We start from the raw sequence: 23,942 nt of genomic DNA on the forward strand, positions 1-23,942 counted from the left end.
TTCGATCGCTGATATCGCATGCTACCCATGGATCCGCCCGTGGCGCCGGCAGAGGCAGAACCTGGAGGATCATCCCAACCTGAAGCGCTGGTTCGAGGCTATCGACGCCCGGCCGGCGGTGCAGCGCGGCCTCGCGGTTCCTGAGCCGGGCCCCGAGCTCAACCGCGATATGGACGAGGCCACGCGCTCGATCCTGTTCGGCAATGGCCAATTTGCGAAACGGTGAACGAACATCCGCACCCGCGTCACCTGCCTCGTCGTCGTTTTGCTGCCGGTGCTGCTGGCTGACGGGCGGGCGGCGCCGGCCGCTGCTGCAGACGAAGGTGCGGGCGCGGCGAGCGCCGCTGCAGACGCCGCACGGTGTTCCGAACTGCGGAGTCAAGGCAATCTGACCCTGGCCCTCTTTCACTGCACCCGCGCCGTCGCCTCCGGCCGCCTCGCCGGCGACGACTTGGCAGCGACCCTTAATTTGCGCGGCGGCATCTACCTGCAGGAGGGCGCCTACGGCCGTGCCACCGACGACTTCAGCAAGGCGATCATTCTGAGGCCACGGGACGCCGCCGCGTTCAACCGGCGCGCCATGGCCTATCGCCGCCAGGGAGAGAGCGCGCGGGCGATCGCGGACACGGAGCGGGCGCTGGAACTGAGCGATCCTGCCGAGGTGCGCCGCGTCCAGGCTTACCTCAGGTCACGGGGCCGCTACGCCGGCCCACTGGACGGCGCTTACGGTCCCGCCACCCGCGCCGCCCTGCACGCCTGCATCCGGCAGCCCGACTGCTGAAGAAGCGCCGCTGAGGAAGCGCCCCCCTCACCGCCCCCGCAGCAGCCGCTGTTTCTGGCGTCCCCATTCGCGGTCTTTTTCGGTGGCGCGCTTGTCGTACTTGCGCTTGCCCTGGGCGACTGCCAATTGCACTTTGGCGAGGCCGCGATCGTTGAAATGTATGGCGAGCGGCACCAGGGTCATGCCCTTGCGGCGCACGGCGCCGAGCAGACGCTCGATCTCGCGACGGTGCAGCAGCAGCTTGCGGGGGCGCTTCGGCTGGTGCCCAAAGTGCCGGGCGGCGTCGTACTCCGGGATGTGGGCATTGACGAGGTAGAGTTCCCGCCCGCGCGGTTCCGCATAGGCCTCGACGATCGAGGCGCGGCCGTGCCGCAGCGACTTGACCTCGGTGCCGGCGAGTATGATGCCGGCTTCGACGGTGTCCTCGATGGCGTACTCGTGGCGCGCCCGGCGGTTCTGGGCGACGATGTTGCCGGCGGTGAGCCCCTTCTTTTTTTGCGTCATCGAGTGCTTACAGAAGTGCGGTTCCGAGTGAACGGGCGCGGCATCAGTTGAGGACGCCGGCCGACCGCATCGCTCCCTGAACCTTCTGCTTGCTGGCCTCGCCGATACCGACAAGCGGCAGCCGCACGTCGGCGGCGCACTTGCCGAGCAGACTGACGGCGTACTTGACCGGCGACGGGCTGGTTTCGCAGAACAACGCATCGTGCAGCGGCATCAGGCGGTCGCTCAGCGTCGCCGCCTCCCCCAGGTCGCCGGCTCGCCAGGCGCGGTGCATCTCGGCGCACAGCGCCGGCGCGACATTGGCGGTGACCGAGATGCAGCCGTGGCCGCCGCCCGCCAGGAACGGCAACGTCGTGCCGTCCTCGCCGGACAGCTGACAGAACTCCGAGCCAATTGCCAGCCGGGTGCGGATCGGGCGGGCGAGATCCTGGGTGGCGTCCTTGACGCCGACGATGTTGGGAAGCTCGGCAAGGCGCGCCATCGTCGCAACGCTCATATCGATCACGCAGCGGCCCGGAATGTTGTAGATGATGATCGGAATGGCGACGGCGTCTTGGATCGCCTTGTAGTGCTGGAACAAGCCTTCCTGGGTTGGCTTGTTGTAGTAGGGCGTCACCACCAGCGCCGCGTCGGCGCCGGCTTCCTTGGCGTGACGGGTGAGGTCGATGGCCTCCGTGGTCGAGTTGGAGCCGGTGCCGGCGATGACCGGCAGGCGGCCGGCGACCGTCTCGATACACAACTCGACGACCCGCTTGTGCTCTTCGTGGGACAGGGACGGCGACTCGCCCGTGGTTCCGCAGGGCACGATGCCGTCGGTGCCCTGCTCCACGTGCCATTCGATCAGATCGCGGTAGGCGCTCTCGTCGACGGCGCCGTTCTCGAACGGCGTGATCAGGGCGACGAACGATCCCTGGAACATGATGTTTCTCCTTCTGGCCGTTCGACACATTCGCCCACCCATGAGAGGCGGCAAGGCGGGCGGCACAGCCGGACGATAGCCCGCTCGCACCGGCTTTGCAATTCACCGTGCGAGGGCCACGTGCGAGACCCCCGTGCGAGGGCCCTGTGCGAAGGGTTGCAGCGCACGCCGTGCAGGCCCTTGCAGTTGACCCCGTGCAGGAAGTTGCCCGAGATCGGGCAACTTCCTAGAATGCCGGATCAACCGCCCAGGCGGATCGGCTTGCGCAGGTGTTGCGCCGAAACCGCGACTAGTCTGGATGTGGCACGCTCAACAAATGGTGGCATCGGTGTCGTTGATCTCGGTCCTCCGCGTTCTGTTCTGCCTGGTGGTGATCACGTTGGCTTCGGACTCTTCAGCCCAGGCGGCCGACGGTCGGCTAGGAGGTCCGGGGACGCCGGAGATCGCCACCGCGCGGGCCGCCTTCCAGGCCGTCGATCGCGGCGACTGGGAGGAAGCCCGTCGTCTCTCCCAACGCGCCCGCGATCCGGTCCTCAGAACATTGATCACCTGGTTCGATTACGCTCGCCACGACACCGAGGCGAGCTTTGCGGACATCTCCCGTTTCCTCGCGGAGCATCCGGAATGGCCCCAGCGCGTCTTGCGCCGGCGCGCCGAAGAATCAATTTCGCCCGCGGAGCCGTACGAGTCCGTGCGCGCGTGGTTCGGCGAGCATACGCCCGACACCGCCAACGGCAGCATTCGCTTGGCGCTTGCCCTGCTCGCGATCGGCGATGACGTTGAAGCCAATGAGGTCGCCCGCAAAGGCTGGCTGAACGCCTCGTTCGGCGCCAAGGAAGAGGAAGAGTTCCTGACCTTTTTGGGCCACTTGTTGTCGCCGGAAGACTATCGCGCTCGCCTCGACTTTCTGTTGTGGCGCGGGCGCGAGCCGGAGGCCCTGCGGCTGCTTCCCAAGGTCGATCCGGGCCAGCGGGCGCTGGCGGTGGCGCGGTTGCGGCTGCGCGAGATGGACAACGGCGTTGACGGCGCTGTCAACGCGGTGCCAGCGCATCTCCGCAATGATCCCGGACTGGTTTACGAACGCCTGCGCTGGCGGCGCAAGAAGGAGCGTGACGTCGACGCCCGTGCCCTGCTTCGTGACTACGGCCCGATCACAGGCGCCGACCCGGACCGCTTCTGGATCGAACGCAACATCCTGGCGCGGCGTGCCCTGGCCGAGGGCCTCGAGCAACAGGCCTACACCATCGCCTCCCAGCACGGAGCGACCAGCGGCATGGCTTTCGCCGAGGGCGAGTGGCTGGCGGGATGGATCGCGCTTCGCTACCTGCAAGATGCCAAGCGGGCGTACACCCACTTCGCGACCATGTACGACGGCGTCAACTATCCGATCAGCAGCGCCCGCGCCGCCTACTGGACGGCTCGCGCCGCCGAGGCCCGCAACAACAACCAAGCGGCCAAGGAATGGCTGGCCAAAGCCGCCCGGCATCCAACCACGTTCTATGGGCAGCTTGCGGCGCAGCGACTGAAGCCCGGCGCCGCGCTGCAACTGCCGCGCAGCCCCGAGCCGAGCGCGGAAGAGGCCGAGGCGTTCGCGCAGCATGAGGTGACACGAGCGGTGCGCATTCTCGCGGCCATCGGCGAGCAGTCGCGGCTGTGGCCGTTCCTCGACCACCTTGCCGATCTGAACGACTCCGGCGGTTGGACGGCGATGGCGGCCGGACTCGCCACCGAGAGCGGGCGGCCGGACGTGGCCATCGCTATCGCGAAGCGGGCGGTACGCCTCGAGAACATGCTGATCGAACAGGGCTATCCTGCCGTGCCGGTGCCGCGGGTGCTCAGCGGCGTCCCTCACGACGTCGAGCCGCCGCTGGTGCTCGCCATCATCCGCCAGGAAAGCGCCTACAGGTCGGACGCGATCAGTCACGCCGGCGCCCGCGGCCTCATGCAATTGATGCCGGCGACCGCCAAGGTGGTCGCCCAGAAGCTGGATCTGCCATTTTCGGAAACCCGTTTGAGCCTCGACCCGCAGTACAATCTGATCCTGGGTCAGGCCTACATGAGCCGCATGCTGGACCGCTTCGACGGCTCTTACGTTTTGTCGCTGGCCGCCTACAATGCCGGACCCACCCGTTCGAATCAGTGGGTGCAGGATTACGGCGATCCGCGCGTCAGCGTCGACCGGGCCGTGGACTGGGTCGAGCTGATCCCGTTCGGCGAGACCCGCAACTACGTCCAGCGCACCCTTGAACACCTGCAGGTTTACCGCAGACTGCTGAACGGCCCCGACACGCCGATCTCGCTAGAAGGCGACCTGCAGCGCTGAATGGAAGCAGAATCTCCAAGCACAGCAGAAGCGGTCCATGCAGAGGCCGCCCGGGAGGGTTACCATGCCAGCTGACGTTGCAGCGAAGACACTGACGGATGTCGAGGTCTGCGTCTTCGACGCGTATGGCACGTTGTTCGATCTGTCGGCGGCGGCGGAGCGTTGCCGTGACGTACTGGGCGAACGGGTTGACCGGCTGGCGACGATCTGGCGCACCAAGCAGATCGAGTACACGTGGCTCCGAAGCCTGCGCGGAGACTATGTGGATTTCTGGCATGTGACCGGCCAAGCCTTGGACTACGCCCTGCTTGCCCTCAACATCGTCGACAATGCGCTACGCACACGGCTGATGGAGCTGTATTTCGTGCTCGACGCTTACCCGGAGGCAGCCGATGTACTGCGCATCCTGAAGGCTGCCGGCGTGAAGACCGGCATCCTCTCAAACGGCTCGCCTAGCATGCTGGTCGCGGCGGTGCGGCGGAGCAGCTTTGAAAGCCTGCTCGGGCCGATCATGTCGGCCGACGAGGTCAAGATCTACAAGCCCCATCCGAGCGTCTATCAGCTTGCCGTCGACCGCATGCGGACGCCGGCGGAGCGCATCTGCTTTCTCTCCTCCAACGCCTGGGACGCCACCGGTGCCGCCAACTTCGGCTTCCGTGTCGTCTGGATCAACCGGCTGGGCGCCCCCCCGGAACAGCTCCCGGGCGCACCCGAGGCGGAGATCGGGTCGCTCGCCGACCTTCCGGCGCTGCTCGGCCGATGACGACGGGCGGGCAAGCGCAACCGCCGCATATGGAGTCAGATCGTCGGCTCCCGGACATCGCCGACATCGAAGACGCAGCACGGCGGCTCGTGGGAGTGGTCGTCGAGACGCCACTCCTCGAATCGGATACGCTCAACGACCGGCTCGGCGGGCGCCTCCTGGTCAAGGCCGAGTCATTGCAGCGTACCGGATCGTTCAAGCTGCGAGGCGCCTTCAACCGCATCTGCCGGCTCACGCACGCAGAAAGACGCCGCGGCGTCGTCGGCTACTCCTCCGGCAATCACGCTCAGGGCGTCGCCGCAGCGGCGGCGCTGGTGGGCGTGCCGGCGCTGATCGTCATGCCCGCCGATGCGCCGGCGGCGAAGATCGCCGGCACGCGTAACCGGGGCGCCGAGGTGGTGCTTTACGACCGCGAGACCCAAAGCCGCGAGGCGATCGCCGAACGTCTGGCCGCTGAGCGGGGCGCGGTGCTGGTGCGGCCTTATGACGATCCGGATGTGATCGCGGGCCAGGGCACGGTCGGGATCGAGGTCGCGGCTCAGGCCGCGCGCCTCGGGGCGGAGTTGGATGTGGTGCTGGCGCCGTGCAGCGGCGGCGGCCTCACCGCCGGAATCGCCATTGCCTTCGCAGTGAAGTCGCCGACAACCTCGGTGATGCCGGTCGAGCCCGCGGGGTTCAACGATACGGCGCGCTCGCTGGCCGCAGGTCACCGCGTAGGCATTCTCCCCGGCGGCCGGACGCTGTGCGACGCGCTCCAGGCGGCGGAGCCGGGGGCGCTGACCTTCGCCATCAACCGGCGCCTGATCGGCCGCGGTCTGGCGGTCGATGATCTGCAAACGGCCGCCGCCGTGGCGGCGGCGTTCCACCATTTCAAGCTGGTGGTGGAGCCGAGCGGCGCAGTGGCGCTCGCCGCAGCCCTGTTTGGCGCTGTCGAGGTCCGCGGCCGGACGGTTGCGGTGATCTGCTCCGGCGGCAACGTGGACGCAGATGCATTCGTGCGTATCCTCGCGGAGGCGAACTCCGGCGGGCAAGAGATGGATCCGCCCCGCCGCGACGAGGGTGGGTTGCATGATCAGATTCGCCGCCGCCGCGTTGAAGAAAACTAGACTGCGAAACACTCGCCGCCCGGCTCACCCGACTTCAATGCATCCGAACAGGACCTCGCCGAAACCGGATGCGAGCGCTCCTCCGCCCGCGACCCTCAGACTGAAGCAACGGCAGAGAAGGAGCCAACGCTCGGGCCGGCAACCGAGCGCAAATAGCGGGAGAGGGGATGCCGTGGCCAGCGTCTGATCGCGGGTTGAGACATCGGTTCAAAAAGTGGCGGCGATCTTGGCCCTCCCTTTCATTAGGTCTCGCTCCCGGCCCATAGACTTCTCCCAAGAACTGACAGCCGTGCCACTGATCGCTCTGCTCGAACGACCGGGCGTGATTTCGGTTCGGATAGTCCTGTGTCCAGCACCACCGAAGCTGGGGGGCGCTATGCACGAGTCCGTCAGCGAAATACCGGATCGGCCGACTGCGCCCCACCAGACTTAACTGCGGCTAATCGGATCTGTCCCCACGAGCGAGCCGGTTCGGGCTAACGAATAGGGGCGCCTCGTCACCCTCCGTAACTGCCTCGGTGCCTGCGGCCGGTCGTCCCCCGACTGGCTGTACCCTGTGCGGAATGCGGACTAAGATCGGTAGATGCGGTGAGCCCGAGGGCGATCCATGTTTGCCAGACGAGGAGAACCAGACCATGGGCACGCTGGCCGTGAGCGCGCAGGAACTGGCAAGCAGCTGGTGGCATTATGTGATTTCGTTGAACCGGGCACTCGAACGTGAACGGGCGGAGGTCGAGGACAGCTTCATGATCGCCGCCGACATTGCCTTCAACGCGGCGGCGAAGAATCCACTCAGCTGGAGCGAACTGTTCCAGGTGGCTCAGCACAGCCAGTCACTGTTCAGCCGGGGCATTATGGCCGACCAGGAACAGTTGTCGAAGTTCCTATGGGATCAGGTCGAGGACATCTTGAAGGCAACCAACAACACCTTTCTCGACAGCGAGGGCGAGACCCTCGAACAATACATTCGGCGACAGGGCGACGTGATGTCGGCGGTCGCCGACTTCAACGTGCAGATCGAAAAGATCAAAGACGAGTTCGGCTTCCATTTCAACACGCCGGGCTACGAACTCATCGCCGAGACGCCGTCGTTCCTGATGTACCAAGTGCTCCCCAACAAACAGGGGGTCACGGTGCGCAGTGACCTGAAGCCGATGCTTCTCGTTCCGCCCTATATGTTGGGCGTCAACATCCTGGCGTTTCTGCCGCTCGAGAACAAAAGCTACGCCCATGCTTTCGCCAACGACGGCATCCCGACCTACGTGCGGGTGGTCAAAGACATCTGGGAAACCGAAGCGGTGCAGACGATGACCCCAGAAGACGACTGCTCGCAGACGGCGGATCTCTGCCGCAAGCTGGTCGAGCGGCATGGCCAGAAGACAACCCTGAACGGCACCTGCCAGGGCGGCTACATCTGCTTGAAGAATCTTCTTTCCGGGACCCTGACAGGCGTTTGCGACACCCTGATCTCCAACGTGACCCCGGTCGACGGGACCCATTCCAAGGCGATCAGCGGGATGCCGCAACTGCACAGCAACTTCGTCCTGTCGCCGATGCCCAACGGCAACATGGTCGCCAACGGCTACCTGTTGTCGCTCGGGATGCGCTTCGTCGCCATCGACCGGGAGACCCCGCTGATCACCGTGCTCAATCTGGCGAAACTGCAGAGCGCGACCAAGGGCAATCCCGGCAAGACACCGGCCGCACTATACCGCTGGCTGCGCAAGGAACGGGTCCATCTGCCGCCGGCGACCGCCGACATGAGTTCTATCAGCTTCCAGCAACCGATCACCGAGGACGGCACCCTGCCGGTCAAGTTGTTCGGCAAACCGCTCAACATCCGCGACCTCGCCGGGCTCGGGGTCAAGTGGTACCAGAACTACGCAACGAAGGACGATCTGGTCACTCCGCCATGCGCCACCGCCGGCAACAGATTTCTTGATGCTACCGATGTGATCGAGACGGTGGCGTTGCCGGGCGGGCACGTAGCAATCCTGACCAGCCCCTATAGCAAGAGCGCACCGGTCAACGGCGTCTTTACCGATGCCATGGGCAAGAGCGCCCGGGGGCCCGTAAAGTTTCAATTGGACATGTCAAAATCCGCTGCGGGACCGGCTTAACGCTTTGGACCCCACGGTCAGGCCGCGCACGGGCGCGCCTGGCGGCCACGAGGCGAGCGCGAGCCGCTCCAGCACTTGACACACGCGCGACGATGCGTCGGCGCGGGCACGGGGAAGGTGCATTCGATGAACGACATGCTGGAGAACAGGACGTTCGACGAGATCCAGGTCGGCGACACCGCGAGCCTGACCCAGGCGCTGCAACATGAAGATATCGAAACCTGGGCAGCCATCACCGGCAACCAGAACCTGATGGCTCCCGAGGGGAAAGCGATCGCAGGCGCTCTTGAGAGTACCGGCGCCGGGAGCATGTGGGCGGCGGCGCTCGTCTCCACAGTGTTCGGCACCCGCCTGCCGGGGCTTGGCTCGACGATCCGCGCGGTCAAGCTTGAGTTCCTGGCACCGGCGACAACAGGGATCCGCGCCACCGCCGTCGTCACCGTCAGGGAGAAGCACGCCGATACCGGCACAGTCGTGCTTGATTGCCACTGCAGCGCCGACGGTGGGGATATCCTCCGCGCCACGGCGGAGGTGGTGGCCCCCACCGAAAAGATCCGCACACCCTTGCGCGAGCTGCCCATCGTTCAGCTGAGGCGGGAGGACCGCTACCTCGAGCTGATCGCCCGTTGCGAGGGGCTGGAGCCGATGCGCACCGCCGTCGTTCATCCATGCAGCGAAGACGCTTTGGTGGGCGCGATCGAAGCGGCGGAGCGCGATCTCATCGAGCCGGTCTTGGTCGGCCCGGAAGCCAAGATTCGCGCCACGGCGGTGGCGGCAAATGTCGACATCACGCCCTTTCGCATCGTTCCCGCCGAACACAGCCATCACGCCGCCGTGCTGGCCGTGCAACTGGTGCGCAGCGGCGAGGTCGCCAATCTGATGAAGGGCAGCCTGCACACCGACGAGCTTCTGCGCGCGGTTCTCGACCGTGAAGCAGGATTGCGCACCGAGCGGCGGCTCAGCCACTGTTTTTGCCTCGCGGTCGCGACCTATGAACGAGCGATCATCCTCACCGACGCCGCCATCAACATCAACCCTGACCTGAGAACAAAACGCGATATCTGCCAAAACGCCATTGACCTTGCTCGCGCCCTCGGGCTCGACGAGCCGAAGGTGGCGATCCTTGCCGCGGTCGAGACCGTCAATCCCGACATGCCGGCGACGCTCGATGCCGCGGCGCTGTGCAAGATGGCCGAGCGCGGTCAGATCAAGGGAGGTGTTCTCGATGGGCCGCTGGCCTTCGACAACGCCATCGATGAGGAAGCGGCCCGGACCAAGGGAATCGTCTCGCCGGTCGCCGGTCGGGCCGATATCCTCGTTGTCCCTGACCTTGAGGCGGGCAACATGCTGGCCAAGCAGCTCACGTTCATGGCCGATGCCGAGGCGGCCGGCATTATCGTCGGCGCGCGCGTTCCCGTCGTGCTCACGAGCCGCGCTGACAGCGCCCGCACCCGACTGGCATCGTGCGCCCTCTCGGTGCTGATGGCCGAGGACCAGCGCCGAAGCCTCGTCATGGGCAAGGTGGCGGAGTAACCATGATGGAACCGGGCCTTCTCGTCATCAACGCCGGCTCCTCCAGCATCAAGTTTGCTGGTTATGTAGACGACGGCAACGCAGAGCTTTCGTTTCTCGGCAAAGGCCAAGTCGAAGGCCTCCGCACCGAACCACGCTTCGCTTGCAAGAATGCAGTTGGCGAGGTTATGGGGGAGCATCGGTGGCCCAGCGCAATCACTCACAGTGAGGCGATCGACTACATCATCGGCTGGATAGAAGAGCACGCTACGAACGTCCAGGTGGCGGCAGCCGGACACAGGGTCGTGTTCGGCGGGGCTGCTTACGCCGGCCCGACCCGGCTGGACGAACGAGCCATTGCCGAGATCGAGAAGCTCGTCGCGTTCTTCCCGTTGCATCTTCCCCACAACCTGGCCGCAATCAAGGCGCTCGCCGAATTTCACCCGGCACTGCCGCAGGTCGCCTGCTTCGATAACAGCTTCCATAACACGCAGCCGAAGGTGGCTCAGCTGTTTGCGCTTCCACGGGGCCTCTTCGAGCAAGGGGTCCGCCGCTACGGCTTCCACGGGCTCTCTTACGAGTACATTGCGCGGGTACTGCCGGACTACGCTCCCAATGTGTCGCGGGTTGTCGTTGCGCATTTGGGAAGCGGCGCCAGTATGTGTGCGCTGCGCGACGGCAAGAGCATCGAAAGCACGCTCGGCTTCAGCGGCCTCGACGGCCTGCCGATGGGAACGCGGCCGGGCGCCCTCGACCCCGGCGTCATGCTCTATCTGCTGGAAGCTCTTGGCATGGATGCCAGGGCGATTGAAAAGCTCCTTTACACCGAGTCGGGGCTTCTCGGCGTATCCGGCATCAGCAACGACATGCGCGACTTATTGGCGAGCGACGACCCGAAGGCGGCGGAGGCCGTCGACCTCTTCGTTTACCACATCGCCAAGAACCTTGGGGCGCTCGCGGCGGTGCTCGAGGGGATCGACGCCCTGGTGTTCACCGCCGGCATCGGTGAGCACGCAGCCGAAATTCGAGAACGTGTCTGCCGCCGCGCGGAGTGGCTCGGGATTCATCTCGATCCGGCTGCGAACAACGCCGGCGGCGCGTGCATCACCAACCCTGAAAGCCCGGTATCGGCATGGGTGATCCCCACCGACGAGGAGCGAATGATCGCCATTCACACGGCGCGTCTGCTTAATGCCGGGAGCTGAAGAACGTATGACGCGCTGGTTGAGGGCCCGCAGAATGGAGATGATGAGATGGGTGACCTGACGGCAACAGAGGCCTTTTTTGCTGATCTGAGGAAACACGTCGAAGGCTCGGAAGGTCCGCTTGTCGGCAAGAAGGCGCTGGTCATCGGCATAGCCAACAACCAGTCGATCGCCTATGGCTGTGCACTGGCGTTCCGCGCGCTTGGCGCAGAGGTGGCGATCACCTACCTCAACGAGAAGTCGAAGTCGTACACTCAGGCGCTCGCCGAGCACCTCGAGGCGGCGCTCTACCTGCCCTGCGACGTGCGAATCGAAGGACAGCTGGAGGCGGTGTTCGAGGCGATCGCGCAGAAGTGGGGCAAGCTCGACATCGCCCTTCACTCGATCGCTTTCGCTCCGCGCGAGGATCTCCATGGCCGCGTCACAGACTGCTCTCGCGAAGGCTTCCTGATGGCGATGGACATCTCGTGCCACTCGTTCATTCGCATGGCGAGGCTGGCCGAGCCCCAGATGAAGGACGGCGGCACTCTGTTCACGATGAGCTACTATGGCGCCGAGAAGGTGGTCGAGAACTACAACGTCATGGGACCGGTCAAGGCGGCCCTGGAGGCGTCCGCACGTTACATTTCCGCCGAGCTCGGGCCGAAAAAAATCCGGGTCCATTCGATATCGCCGGGCCCGATCCAGACGCGCGCCGCTTCGGGTATCAACCGTTTCGACGAACTTATGGAAAGAGCGGCCTCACGGGCCCCCAGCCGGCTGCTTGTCACCATCGAGGACGTCGGCATGGCCACAGCCTTCCTCGCCAGCGACTATGCCAAGCTCATTACCGGCGATACGATCTATATCGACGGCGGCTACCACGTCGTCAGCTAGTGACCCGACTCTGAAATGGCGACCAATAATCCTACAGTGCAGGCTCGGCGCGGTTCAAGGCGGCGCGGGCGCGCTGGATCTTTTCGAGGATGGCGGCTCCCTCGGCTTTCCACGTGTAGGGGCGTGGATCGGCGTTGCGTTGGGCGAGATAGGCCTTGATGTCGGCGACCAACTCTTTCACCGAGGTGAAGCTCCCGGCACGGATGACGTCTCCGGTAAGGTCGGCGAAGAAGCGCTCGACCAGATTGAGCCACGACGAGGACGTGGGCGTGAAGTGCACGTGAAAGCGCGGGTACCTGGCCAGCCAGGCCTTCACCTTTGCGTGCTTGTGGGTGGCGTAGTTGTCGACGATCAGATGGAGATCGAGGTCCTTGGGCGTCTCGCGGTCGATCTGCTTGAGGAACCTGAGCCACTCGACGTGGGTATGGCGCGCCTCGGTGCGCGCGATGAGCTTTCCGACCAGCGCGTCGAGCGCGGCGAACAGCGTGATCACGCCATGGCGCCTGTAGTCGTGGGTCATGGTGGCCGGACGCTTGGGCGCGAGCGGCAGCCCGAGTTGCGTGCGCTCCAGGGCTTGGCACTGGCTCTTCTCGTCGCAGCACAGCACGAGCGCCTTCTCCGGCGGGTTGAGGTAGAGCCCGATCACGTCCCAGAACTTCTCCTCGAAGCTCGGGTCGTTGGAGAGCTTGAAGGTCCTGGTCACGTGAGGCTTCAAGGCGTTCTTCGACCAGACCCGCTGAACCGTGGAGGGCGAGACGCCCGCGTGGCGGCTCATGGAGCGCACGCTCCAGCGCTTGCGCGGCGCAGGCGGCCGGGTGGCCTCGGTCAGGACGCGCTTGATCTTCTCGGGCGGGATCGACGGCTTGCGACCGCGCCCCGGCTCGTCCTCGAGGCCCGAAAGCCCCTTGGTCTCGAAACGCTTCGTCCATGTCGATACGCGCGTGGGCGTCGTGCCCAGCCGCGCGGCGACCTCCACAACGCCAAGGCCTTCGAGCCTGAGGAGAACGATCGACGCGCGCTCCTTCGCCCGTGCCTCAATGCTTGTCGCCCGCGATCTGCGTTCGAGCTCCCCAACCACCTCCGGCTCCGCCGTGATCCGCTTGATCGGACGCGCCATTCGACTGATCCTCCCCGCATCGTGCATCGCGCAAGGATATTAGTCGACACTTTAGAAACAGTACACTAGTGCACAGACCATTGGGATGATTCAATCGAACGACTTGTAGTTTTCACGATAATCAAGAGACTACGTGCAACAATGGCGCGTTCTTTGAATGCACCATTGCTGCATTAGGAAGAACGTAGCAAGCCGGGGCCAGGAAATGGGTACGATCACTGTCCCCGCAACCATGCCAGCGCGTCGTCGCGGCGCTCGGGCGGAAAGAAGCGCAATTTCGCGCCCGGGGCAATGTCGGCAAGGCGCGGCTGCTCATCGGCAAATTGCGGCCCGGAGACGACCGCAACCTTGCGAACCGAATCGCCGATCGTCTTGGCGGTCAGCAATCCGAGCGTCTTGGCCCCCTTCTCCCAGGCTTCGAGATCCCGCCAGTCCACCAGCATGCTGAAGCCGCGGCCCGCGCCGCCGCGCAGATGCACACCGACCGCGGGAAACTGTACATGCAAGGACTCGATTGCGCCGTCGATATCGGCTTCGCTGATCATCCCCGACATCTCGATGATGAGGATGCGGTCCGCCTCATCCGCCTTGAGCTTGATCATGGTTCCTCCTGCCCTTTTCACCGCCATGCAGCGGTTCGGCATGATAGAACAAAATCGCGCGCAAGGGGCGATTCCTGATGGCTCATCTTATCGTCCCCTTGGCGCTCGTGCCGACACCCGGCGCGACCCCGGGTGCCCCGACACCCCGTCCGGGCGTAACGCCGGCCCCTACTCCGCCGACGCCGAAACCGGGATCAACGGCAAAGGCAACCCCGGGGAACATCAACGCCGTCCCGACGACCACAATGGACGACAACAACGGATGCAATTCACAACATGAATTCAGTCCGTTTCATTCAGTTCGTCAGTATCCGGGCGGCGCCTTGGCCCAAGGATACCCTTCCCGAGCAAGCTCGTAGCCGACGTTGAAGAGTTCGTTCATGTAGTGCTGCTCGAACGGTTCGGTGAGCGGCACGTCGAAGGACATGGGAATGAAGGCGAGGTTGAAGTCGACGCCGTCCCGCTCCGTCGTCGCATAGATACGGTAGAGGTCACCGACCCCCTGATTCTGGATCAGCGACGAGACCGCCCGTTGCGCGATGCTTAGGGTGCGGCGCTCCGTATCGGCCCAATCCGGGTCAAGGCGGCTGTTGCGGATGATAAACGCCCGTCGTTCCCGGGTGACTCCGGCCAGCTTTGCGATCTGCGCGACCTGCAGGGCGGGCGGGTAGACAAAGACCTGGGCGCTGGCTCCGCCATCGACATGCATTTCCTGATAGGGAGCATCATCGACCTTGACGTCGATCATCGTCGGCGGAAACGCCCCTGGTATGGCGGTCGACGCGACGAGAATATCGTGGATCAGCTCCATCGCCTCGGGGCTGCCGCTAGCCGCGATCTTGCCGATGTTCCAGATCACGGGCCGCCGGGCATCGAGGTTCGTCGTGCCGATGAAGAGGAGCCGGCCTTTGGCATGTTCGGCGGCGATCGCCTTCAGCATGTCCTGAGTGACATATTTCGCGACCAGGCGGCGGAGCGGCGCGTTGTCGGCCAGCGCATCATTGAAGAGAGCCGCCAACCGGCTCCGTTCTTCAAGAACGTCCTCTGCAGCGATGGTCGTGTAGACTGCCTTCAACTGATTGTCGTATGCGGGTCCCAGGAAGGCGAACGGGGCAGTCAGCGCCCCCGTGCTGATGCCGGTGACGAGCTTGAACTCCGGCCGAGTGCCGGCGGCGGTCCACCCCACCAGCAACCCGGCGCCGAAGGCGCCATCCTCGCCGCCGCCGGAGATGGCGAGGAAATTGGCCGGTGGCAGCGGCCCGTTGTTGCCGGCAGCGGCGAACATCTCCGCCTCACGCACGTAAGCCTCGCGGGCATCCTGCTGCATTCGCGCCAGATCTTCTTTCTGCCAATATCGAATCCCGGTCATGCCGTCGACGACCGCTGCGGCCTGCTGCTCTTTCGGGACCGCCGGAAGACGTATGGGCGTTGAACAAGCCTGAAGAGGGCCGAGGAAGGCCGCAAAGATCAGCATGAAAAACCAGCAGCGCAACTGCCGGTCCCAACGCCTTGAACCGAAGGAATTATCGCCAGCGCTGCCAGGGATTTCCGGGTCAGGAATCAGTCGCCAGCCCATTCTCTGTGTTCCTCTGTGTTCACCCTGCGACAGACTGCGTTCGCGGTCCACCGCGTGCAGAACGCCCGCGTTCATCCCGCGGCGGGCGAGCGTCGTTGACGTTAGAACCTATAACAGCGGTCAGTCTAGACTGTGATCCGAGATCCGTCCGGGATCTTCGCCGCGCGCCGAGTTCAGCCAGAATCTCGGTCTTCAGTTCGTCCAGCAGGTGGCAGAAATTCCTCGACACGCGCCGTCCCGGGCTCCCGCAGATCGTTGATGTTCGAAGAGCGTCCTTTTACAACGCCCATGCCGAATGCAGTATCAAATGAGATCCGACGCGGCTTCCTCACAATTTTTTGTGCATGTTGTTCGTCGTTCCGACAAAGAAAGGGAAAATAGAATGAATCGTTTTTTCAGTTTTGCCGTGGCGCCACTGCTACTTGGGACGCTGGTCATAGGATTGACCGGTTGCGGCAGTGACAGCGGGAACACCGCATCCGGGCCGGCGGCGGTGCCTGCGAGTGCGCAACCGGAGACGGTCGTTGGTGAAGCCTACGCCGAGGCCGAAGCAACGATTGAGTCTATTGACACCAAGACACGCAGTGTGACCCTGCGTGGGGCTGACGGCGGGACCCAGACCGTGAAAGCACCGGCAGGCGTCGATCTTGCTCGCCTGAAGAAGGGAGACGTCGTCATCCTTGGCGCCTATCAAAGGGTCAGCGTCCGGGCGATGCCGTCCGGTTCTGCGCCGCTCGGTGTAACACGGGAGATAGCAGCGGCCCGCTCGCAACCCGGAGAGACGCCCGGCCGCGTTTTCGCCGAGGCGACGCGGGTGGTCTCAGAGGTCACCGCCATTGATCTTGCCAATAATCGGGTCACGCTGAAGGGAGCCGATGGCTCGGTTGTGACTCTTGATGTGAAGAACCCGGAGAACCAGCGCAAGCTCCAAACGCTGGAGGTGGGCGATTTGGTCGAAATTGACTTCATCGAAGCAGTTGGCGTCGAGCTCAAGCCGAAAAGTTGAGGCTAAAGTGCGGTCGGGCAGTCCAGGTGACGCGGTTCGCATGTCCGTACAACGCTCTTCCGTCGCGGGTAGCGGCAAACAACCGTCTCCGTTGTTCGGTGATCACAGCCTCGGAATGATCAAGGCGGAGCGCTCGCCGTCTCGTTGGTCGTGGCACTTGCGCTCTCGCTGCTCGCCGCCTGCACGACGTCGGTGGGGGTGGAGCGGCTCGACCCGCAAGATGTCCATCGCCAGGCCGCCGACGCTGCCCGCCACCTGCCCCGACTTCTGCTGAATGTCGATGGCTTGGCGGCGGTTCTGGGAGCATCCTGCGACACTTCGGTAATCAACTCCGCAACCTCGCGTGCCGCTGCGCTGCTTTCGCAGACGCTGTGGCTGATTTCCTGCGTCGCTGCAGTCTGCTGCTCCATCGCAGCGCAAATTTTGGCCGATGACCTGTCGATGCTCTCGACGGTGCGACCCATCCCCCGCGACCACTTGGCATCAAAAAGCTGATCCCGGCCTACGACGGTATCGGTCATCCGGTGTGGTCCGATGCGCGGGCCGTGCTAGGCGATCAGCATCCCGACCACCGGCATCAGCAGGGAAAGCTGACCGCCTTCGACCAAGCCTTGCTCGGCGATCACGCCACCGCTGAGCGAATGGGCCTCCACGTCGAACAGGAAGGCTTCCTTGTCGAACAGCGTCGAGACATCGACGATACCGGAGGTTTCCCAACGGCCGACCGTGTCCGGGTCAGAGTCGGTGGTGCCGGCTGGGACCACTGCCGAGCGGTCAATCTGCCCAACACGGATCGCATATCCGTCCTCGCCCTGTTCCAGCGACGGATCGAGCTTGATGATCGAGGCTTCCTGCGGGTCGGCGGAGTCGCCGAAGTCGACCGCGGCTTGGTCTTCCTGGACGTAGATGAAGCCGTTGTTGGCCCATTCCAGGTTGTCCGGGCTGCGTAGAATGGCGTTGGCCGGATTGGCGGCATCGGCATCACCGCGATAAAGGATCGCCAGGCTGCCGGTGGGTGCGCTTGGATCGCTCAGATCGATCTGCGTGGTGTAGACCGTCCCTGTGAAGTCGGCGATCTCCGTGAAGGTGCCCGAGGTCTCCGGCACGCCACCGCGGGTGATGCCTGAGAAATCGGTGCCGGTCGCGGCGAACGTCGCCTCGGTGGCATCGGCGGGGTTGGTGGCCAGGTCTTCGATCCGGGAGAAGAACATCGCGCCGTGGGTTTCCGCTTCTGCGCGCAGCGTCTGCTGCAAGGCCCAGCCGAAGGCGTCATAGCCTTCCTCGCCGGCTCGGCTCAGATCGAAGTTTTGCAGCGCCACGAACGTGCCGGCGACTTCCTGGCCGGGCTGGTTGAACTGGGCGGTGTTGATGTCGTTGGTGGCATTGCCGTCCAGATTGGCGTCGGGCACCCAGGCGAATAGTTTGCCCTTCTTGAGGCCGTTTCGGTCAAGGAAGCTGTCATCGCCGAAGCCGCCCTTCTCGCCAACGTAGAGATAGAGCAGGTTGGCGGGATAGTCGTCGTCGCCGAGCAGGAAGGCGACCGTGTCCGTGGTGCCGGTGTCGATCTGAGTGAGGTTTTCCCAGGCGCCGCGGCCCAGCGCCGGCGCCGCCCAGAGGTCGCCGTTCTCCACATCGAGCGCCCAGAAGACGCCGTTATCGTCTTCCTGCGGACCGAAGTAGACGTTATCGACAAGACCCATGCCGGGACCGAACGACTCGGCTTCAAACAGAGTCGCCGAGCAAAAGCGGTTGAGGCCGGCAGCGCCATCGCTGTCGGACGGATCGGTATCGAGTTCGGCTGCATCGCGGACCAGACTGCCGTCGATGCCGAAAATGCGGTTGTAGGCGAGGCCCGCGTCCTCGATCGAGAAGTCGGTCGTGCTCAGGTCGAAGTAGCTGATCCGGGCGCCGGTCAACTCGAGCGGGTCGGCGTTGCTGAGGCCGTTGTTGACCGTGTAGATCGCGCCCTGTTCGGGGCGAACCTCATGGTTGACGAAGACGCGGACGGTATCGTCGTCCAGCTTGTAGCCGCCAATGCCGTCGAGGATGCCGATCGGGGTGTACGGGCCGGCAAGGCCGTTGAATACGCCCTTGCTCTCCAGTGTCTCGCCGACGGTGAACAGCGGCTGAACGGTGTAGCCGTTGAGGCCGTTGACCATCGACGCTTCTTCGGTGATGAATCCCACGACTATCTCCTTTGCTATCGAGTCGGAGCGAATGTTCAGGTCCTGGATGCGCGTGTCTTCCGTAGCAGGGGTTTCTGCGGCGGCGAATGCCGGTGTCGCCGGGTCGTCATCGGCCGGAAAGCGGGCCACAAGGAACTCGGCCAAGGCGTCCTGTTCGGTGCCGTCTTCGGAGAAGGTCGCCGCACCGGTGCGCACGGCCGCCGGATCGATCGGCTTTAGGTCGACCCGGTCGGCAAAGGCCGGGTCGGCGTCGGCTAAGGTCTTGAACGGATAGCCATCTCCGCCATCGGCGAGGAAGTTCAGCGTCACCACCCGGATCGGCCGCGCCGCATCGCCGACCAGCTCGCCGCCCCGCGCGAGGACATCAAGAGTTGTCCCCGCGTCGTCGACGATGTCTGCGGACTTGATACGATCTCCTGCCGGCAGGTCGGGATCGAAGCTGAACTCGACGCCGCTCACCTGCGGGAACTGTCCTGGCGTAGCTCCCGGTGCTGTGGCGGCTACGCCATGCTCGAGGACCGCGAGCAACTGCTCGGCGGTGAGTGTCTGCAGGGTCAGCGCGTTGTTGAAGCGCAGCGAATCGGCGATGTCGAGTTGGGAGATCTGCCCCGCCTGCTTGCCGGCTTCGGGGTTGGCCGCGGTCGGCGCGGTCACGTAGTTGCCGGAGCCTTCCGGCTCCTCGACGATCGTGCCGATCGCGTTGCGAATGCCGCCGCCGTTCTTGATCGAGACGAGGACGGTGGCGTCGGCTGCTTGCGCCGTAGCCTTGTTCGCGTCCGCCGAAAGATTACCCAGGTTGGTTTCCTCGGTGCGGACGGCGGTGCGCCGGCCTTCAAGGAACACGTCAGAATGGCCGAAAACGTTGCCGTCCTGATCGTTGACGACGATGGCGACGGCATCGACCAGCGTTTTCACCTCGGCCCCCTTGCTGCCCTCGGCAAAGCCCCCATCGAGGCTTCCCCACAGTGCGGCAACGTTCTCTTCGGTGGTGGCAATCGGCCCGTTCACGGCAAGATCGAGATCGGTGACTGCGTCGATCGGGGCGCCCGCCGCATCGACAAGCAGGCCGTCGTCGTTGAAGGTGACGACCAGGCGGCCGACGTACGAGTATTCGCCGCCGGTGGAGACGATGACCGCCGGATCGCCGTCCTTGTCGGTAGTCACGAGCGGATAGCCGTCCACCGCCACGTCACCCGGGTTGAGCGAATCGTCCGGGTTGGCAAGGATGCTGTCGGAACCGACCGCGATCGAGATGTCGACGCCGCTCAGGAGCGGGACCAGCGTCTTCTCAAGCGCCAGTTGCTGAAGGTGGGTGGTCAGGATGATCTTGTTGATACCCTCGGCCTTCAGCGCGTCGATCGCCTGCTGCAGAATGCTCGCCAGTGCCGCCATGTCGTTTGTGCCGGCTCCCGGGTCCTTCACCGTCGTCGCGCCGGGCGAGGAGATCTGGCCGAGGAGCGGCGTGGTCGCGCCGACTACGCCGATCAACTCGCCGTCGAGCGCGATGGTCGTCGAGGGCGCGATCTTCGGCGCCGCGGCGCCCACGAGCGATTGCTCCGGCCCGGAGGCGAACGCGGTGTTCGGCAGCACCGCATCGGTGAATAGGCGTCCCAGGTTGGGGTCGGCGGCGAAGTCGAGGTTTGCGCCGAGGTACGGGAACTGGGCGCCGGCCCAGCGGTCGTCGGCAAGCCCGGCGCCGCGGAAGTCGGCGGCGATGATATCGCTGATCTCGCGCGTGCCGAGGTCGAACTCATGGTTGCCAAGTGCCGACGCATCGAAGCCGATGATGTTCATCAAGGTGATGTCGACCCTGCCGGCCGCTTCGCGCAGATCCGCGAAGGTCTCCGGAGCAGTCGTGCTGAACAGCCGGTTGTAGGCGTCGTTGAGGGGCGCCCGCAGCGAACTGTCGCCGGCCGCGCTGTAGAAGGGCCCGGATATCCAGTTGTCGCCGGCGGAGATCGTCAACGAGGCGTCGACGCTGCCGTCGTCTTCCAGGAAATCGACGATTGCCGCGAAGTTCGGGGCGAGGCCGATGGCGTCGACGCTACCCTCGAGGTCCGAAGCGTGCAGAAGCTGCAGTTTCAACGCCACCACTCCCTCCTGATGTTGACGCACATCTCGCCTCGCTGCGGCAAACTACGTCGCGCAGCCCAGACCGCCGTGCACGATGGCCAGAAGTATCCAGCAGCCTTGTCCTCAGCGCACCGTACAAAAATTCAATACAAGGCGGCTTTGACGCTTCGGTCTACAAGAAACTATAGAGGGTTTAGGATGACCCGTGTATGGAATTTACATGATATGTTTTTTACATGCGTCGCCGTGGCCGGGTTTATGTACTCGCATGTCAGGGCGGTTCGCAGATGAAGACACCGTAACTCGATCTGGCATGTCAACCATACAGGAGGCGTGAGGTCTGCGGCGGGTGCCCGGGGTATCGTACTGCGGTAACGGTACCCCGGGCGGTGGCTGGACGATCGGTCTCGGCTAGGCGAGGAGGTCGATCTGATAGATGCTCGTCGAGCCGCTCACCTCGTTGGTGACCACCAGAAGGGGGGCGCCGTTCGGCGACTCGTCGGCTGTGATCACTGTCAAACCCTCCGGGCCGAGGTCGCCCGCGGCATCGTTCTCCGGATCGCCGGCGAAATCCCTGTCGTTGACGTAGTCGACGAAGGTCGGGGCATGCGGATCGGAGACGTCGTAGACCATCACCCCGCCGATCCGCTCCAGGCCGATAAAGGCGTAGGTCTGATCGCCAAGTTGGGCCACCGTCACGCCCTCCGGCTCCGGTCCCTTGTTATCGCTGCGGCTATCGAACTCATTGCCGTCGTTGGAGGCGTTGAAGAACTCCGGAAAGCGCTCGGCGGTGATCTGTTCGATCTGATCGCCGGAATCGAACACGAGATTGCCGAAGGCATCCCAGATGGAGAATGAGCGGGCGCCGTAGCTGAACAGCTGATCGAAGTCGCCATCGCCATCCGGATCGCCGTCGATCGTCGAGACTTCGAGCCGGCCCAGATTTTCGTCTTCCTGCAACGCCGCGGCGTCCGGGAACGCTTCCGGATCGAGCGCGAGATCGCCAATCCGTTCGACTTCGTCGCGGGCATCGCCCTCATTGGCGGTGACATAGAAGGTCTGGCCCTTGGCTGCGAAGCTGGTGACCGCATCCGGCATGTACATCCCGAAAACCGGCCAGTTCTGAATGGCGATCGCGTCGTCGCTGTCGCTCGCGTCGAGACCGTTGCTCTGGCCGTCGAAGGCGATGAGGCCGAGAACCGACTTCGTCCGGTCGGGACTGAGCGCCACCGTTCCGTCGCCGGGCGCCGGCTGATCGAGCAGGCCGAAGTCGTTGTCGTTGAGCACCGCCAGCCGGCCGTCGGGCAGCAGGGCGAGGCCTTCCGACTTGTCCACCCCGTCGTAGCCGATCGACGGCAGGTTGAGCACCTTGGTCTTGGCGACCGGCGTGATGCCGAGCGTTGCGAAATCTTCGGCCGTCAACTGCTCAAGGGTCCTGTCGCCATCGAAGGTCATGCCGAGGACGTTGGTGGCAAAGCTGGTGTCGATCTCGAACACGAACTTCTTGCCGAAGGCCTCGAGGCTGTCGTCGCGCTCGTTGACGAAGAACCGGCCATTGCCGGCAAAGACCGCATCACCGATCTTGTCGACATTGCCATCGCGGAACCCCGGCGCCTCAAGAAGCTGGACGAACTCCTTGACCGGCGCGCCGGTCTCGATGTCGATGCCCAGGATGCGGATCACGTCCGAGGCATCGGAGGTGGCCCGATCCGGATTGGCGAGCGGCGTCTGGATCCAGGCGAAGACGATGCCTTCGTCCTCGTCGATCGCGACCGCCTCGAAGCCGCGGTTGGGCCGGCGGTTCGCGTACTCCTCGGGCAGGGTCTCGCTGCCATAGGTGCCTTCCGCGGCGCCGACCGCGGCCGCCGTGCCCTCTGGCACGAAGCGGTCGATCAAGACGCCGCCGGCACTGAAGTGATAGATTGCGGGGCGGTACTCATCGACCATCCAGTAGCTGTGATCGGCCGTTTCGACGGCGATGCCCTCGAAGTCTCCGCCGAACGGATCAAACGGCAGCGGCTGGCCGTGCAGGTTCACCGGCGGCTCGTCTTCACTGTTGTTGGAGATGCCGGTGATCGGCAAGAAGCTGCCGTTCTGCAACGGGTTTTCCCGGCTGAGCGGCAACTGGTCGCCGATCCGCGCCTCACCCGAGGCTGGATCGACCAGGACCTCGACGATCCGCGCCTGATATTCCGGCAGGACGAACGGCCGGTCGGCGCTGCCGTCCCCATTCAGGTCCGAAGTGGCGGCATTCGGCCCTCGGTCGGGCAGTGTATAGAAGCGGTAGAGACCGCTTGTGGTCATCCCGTCGTAGAACAACCCCGACAGCCCGCCGAGGTCGATCTCCTGGCCGTGCGGCGTGATACCGAGCAGCGGCAACTGGTCGGTCAGATCGAATGTGGTGACCGTCGGCTGGGCGCTGCCGTGATTCTTGTGGCCGAGGGGCACGATGTCCAGCACCGCGCCGGCGGCGATGTCGACGACCGCAAACGCGTTGTTCTCCTGCAACGTGACGAAGGCGGTGCTGCCGTCGGGGCTGATCGCGATATACTCGGGCTCGAAGTCCTCGGCTGCGGTCTTGCCGGGAAAGATGCGCACGTCCTTGGCGCGCAGTGTCTCTTCGAGGCCGGTAAAGGCCGAGAAATCGACCGAACGGGCGGTCGCACCGATCACGCCGCTGCTAAGATCGATGATCGAGATCGAGCCTTCGGGATCGACGCCTTCGTCGGGTTCGCCTTCGTTTGCGACCAGGATCCGCTGGCCATCGGGCGCAAAAGTCAGCATGTCGGGCAGGGCGCCCACCGTCACACGCCCGAGGCTGAAGCCTTGGACGCCGACCGAGGTCGGGAAGAAGGCGACCTCGCCGGCATCGGTCACCGGATCCTGAGGGAGCGCGACCGCGAGCATGCCGTTGGCGACCGCCACGCTGGTGGCCGCCCGGCCAGAGAAGTCGAGCGAGAACAACAGTTCGGGCGCGGCCGGGTCGGACAGGTCGAGCACGTCGACGCCGGGCAGCCTGGAGTTGCCCGCAGCATCCTCTTCGGCGCCGTTGACCACGAACAGCCGCTGGGTTACCGGATCGAACGCCGAAATCTCGGCCGCACCCTGATCGAACACGCCGGAACGGTACGCGCCGATACGCGTCAATTCGATTGCCATTTATCTGCTCCCTCGTCCATCGCGGTTGTTGCCCTGCTCTTGATCTGTCTATCGGGTAATCTGTCTACTGGGTGCTACGGCGTGCCCGCTTTCCCTGCGGAGTCCCTCGCCAAG

18 protein-coding genes are annotated in these 23,942 nt (G+C 64.5%); 11 read left to right on the forward strand and 7 right to left on the reverse strand.

Features of this window, described 5'->3' with window-relative positions:
- Together IPM60_03275 and IPM60_03280 are read left to right on the forward strand one after the other, a co-directional pair.
- Positions 1-226, forward strand: a 226-nt coding sequence (locus IPM60_03275) for a hypothetical protein (GenBank protein MBK8906939.1), incomplete at its 5' end; no start/stop codon positions are given.
- Positions 227-274: 48 nt separating this feature from the next.
- The gene (locus IPM60_03280; GenBank protein ID MBK8906940.1) at positions 275-781 is read left to right on the forward strand and encodes a tetratricopeptide repeat protein; all 507 of its coding nucleotides are present in this window, start codon (positions 275-277) and stop codon (positions 779-781) included.
- Positions 782-808: 27 nt separating this feature from the next.
- Here IPM60_03280 and smpB read toward each other — a convergent pair whose 3' ends face one another.
- Both smpB and IPM60_03290 read right to left on the reverse strand, forming a co-directional pair.
- Positions 809-1,285 (reverse strand): SsrA-binding protein SmpB, encoded by a 477-nt coding sequence (smpB, locus tag IPM60_03285; protein ID MBK8906941.1) that lies wholly within the window; start codon positions 1,283-1,285, stop codon positions 809-811.
- A 43-nt stretch (positions 1,286-1,328) separates the two neighbouring features.
- Positions 1,329-2,204 carry a 4-hydroxy-tetrahydrodipicolinate synthase gene (locus IPM60_03290; GenBank protein MBK8906942.1) on the reverse strand — a complete coding sequence of 292 codons (876 nt, stop codon included), beginning with the start codon at positions 2,202-2,204 and terminating at the stop codon, positions 1,329-1,331.
- A 328-nt stretch (positions 2,205-2,532) separates the two neighbouring features.
- Between IPM60_03290 and IPM60_03295 the strand changes: the two genes are divergently transcribed.
- The 7 genes from IPM60_03295 (at position 2,533) to fabI (ending at position 12,109) form a co-directional block, all read left to right on the forward strand.
- On the forward strand, positions 2,533-4,527 hold the full coding sequence (locus IPM60_03295; GenBank protein ID MBK8906943.1) for a lytic transglycosylase domain-containing protein: 1,995 nt from the start codon (positions 2,533-2,535) through the stop codon (positions 4,525-4,527).
- 64 nt (positions 4,528-4,591) lie between these two features.
- The gene (locus IPM60_03300) at positions 4,592-5,290 is read left to right on the forward strand and encodes a haloacid dehalogenase type II (protein MBK8906944.1); all 699 of its coding nucleotides are present in this window, start codon (positions 4,592-4,594) and stop codon (positions 5,288-5,290) included.
- 29 nt (positions 5,291-5,319) lie between these two features.
- Positions 5,320-6,396: a threonine/serine dehydratase gene (locus IPM60_03305; GenBank protein ID MBK8906945.1), complete on the forward strand. Its 1,077-nt coding sequence runs from the start codon at positions 5,320-5,322 to the stop codon at positions 6,394-6,396.
- Positions 6,397-7,031: 635 nt separating this feature from the next.
- On the forward strand, positions 7,032-8,516 hold the full coding sequence (locus IPM60_03310; protein ID MBK8906946.1) for a metal transporter: 1,485 nt from the start codon (positions 7,032-7,034) through the stop codon (positions 8,514-8,516).
- 126 nt (positions 8,517-8,642) lie between these two features.
- Positions 8,643-10,049 (forward strand): bifunctional enoyl-CoA hydratase/phosphate acetyltransferase, encoded by a 1,407-nt coding sequence (locus tag IPM60_03315; GenBank protein MBK8906947.1) that lies wholly within the window; start codon positions 8,643-8,645, stop codon positions 10,047-10,049.
- A gap of 5 nt (positions 10,050-10,054) precedes the next feature.
- Positions 10,055-11,233, forward strand: a complete 1,179-nt coding sequence (locus IPM60_03320; protein MBK8906948.1) for an acetate/propionate family kinase — start codon at positions 10,055-10,057, stop codon at positions 11,231-11,233.
- Between the two features lie 48 nt (positions 11,234-11,281).
- Positions 11,282-12,109: an enoyl-ACP reductase FabI gene (gene fabI, locus IPM60_03325; GenBank protein MBK8906949.1), complete on the forward strand. Its 828-nt coding sequence runs from the start codon at positions 11,282-11,284 to the stop codon at positions 12,107-12,109.
- 31 nt (positions 12,110-12,140) lie between these two features.
- Here the strand turns inward: fabI and IPM60_03330 are convergent, their stop codons facing one another.
- From IPM60_03330 to IPM60_03340, 3 genes are all read right to left on the reverse strand, one after another.
- Positions 12,141-13,226: an IS630 family transposase gene (locus IPM60_03330; GenBank protein MBK8906950.1), complete on the reverse strand. Its 1,086-nt coding sequence runs from the start codon at positions 13,224-13,226 to the stop codon at positions 12,141-12,143.
- A 215-nt stretch (positions 13,227-13,441) separates the two neighbouring features.
- Positions 13,442-13,828: an STAS/SEC14 domain-containing protein gene (locus IPM60_03335; GenBank protein MBK8906951.1), complete on the reverse strand. Its 387-nt coding sequence runs from the start codon at positions 13,826-13,828 to the stop codon at positions 13,442-13,444.
- Positions 13,829-14,132: 304 nt separating this feature from the next.
- Positions 14,133-15,197 carry a patatin-like phospholipase family protein gene (locus tag IPM60_03340; protein MBK8906952.1) on the reverse strand — a complete coding sequence of 355 codons (1,065 nt, stop codon included), beginning with the start codon at positions 15,195-15,197 and terminating at the stop codon, positions 14,133-14,135.
- A gap of 514 nt (positions 15,198-15,711) precedes the next feature.
- Between IPM60_03340 and IPM60_03345 the strand changes: the two genes are divergently transcribed.
- Both IPM60_03345 and IPM60_03350 read left to right on the forward strand, forming a co-directional pair.
- On the forward strand, positions 15,712-16,410 hold the full coding sequence (locus tag IPM60_03345; protein ID MBK8906953.1) for a hypothetical protein: 699 nt from the start codon (positions 15,712-15,714) through the stop codon (positions 16,408-16,410).
- A 144-nt stretch (positions 16,411-16,554) separates the two neighbouring features.
- A complete protein-coding gene (locus IPM60_03350) occupies positions 16,555-16,905 on the forward strand; it encodes a hypothetical protein (GenBank protein ID MBK8906954.1) in 351 nt (116 codons plus the stop codon).
- 53 nt (positions 16,906-16,958) lie between these two features.
- Here IPM60_03350 and IPM60_03355 read toward each other — a convergent pair whose 3' ends face one another.
- Together IPM60_03355 and IPM60_03360 are read right to left on the reverse strand one after the other, a co-directional pair.
- Complete coding sequence (locus IPM60_03355) at positions 16,959-20,711, reverse strand: 5'-nucleotidase C-terminal domain-containing protein (protein MBK8906955.1); 3,753 nt, start codon at positions 20,709-20,711, stop codon at positions 16,959-16,961.
- A 369-nt stretch (positions 20,712-21,080) separates the two neighbouring features.
- Positions 21,081-23,828, reverse strand: a complete 2,748-nt coding sequence (locus IPM60_03360; protein ID MBK8906956.1) for a choice-of-anchor I family protein — start codon at positions 23,826-23,828, stop codon at positions 21,081-21,083.
- Between the last annotated feature and the right edge of the window lie 114 nt (positions 23,829-23,942).

This window comes from Rhodospirillales bacterium (assembly GCA_016710335.1).
Lineage (GTDB): Bacteria > Pseudomonadota > Alphaproteobacteria > Rhodospirillales > Defluviicoccaceae > JADJXQ01.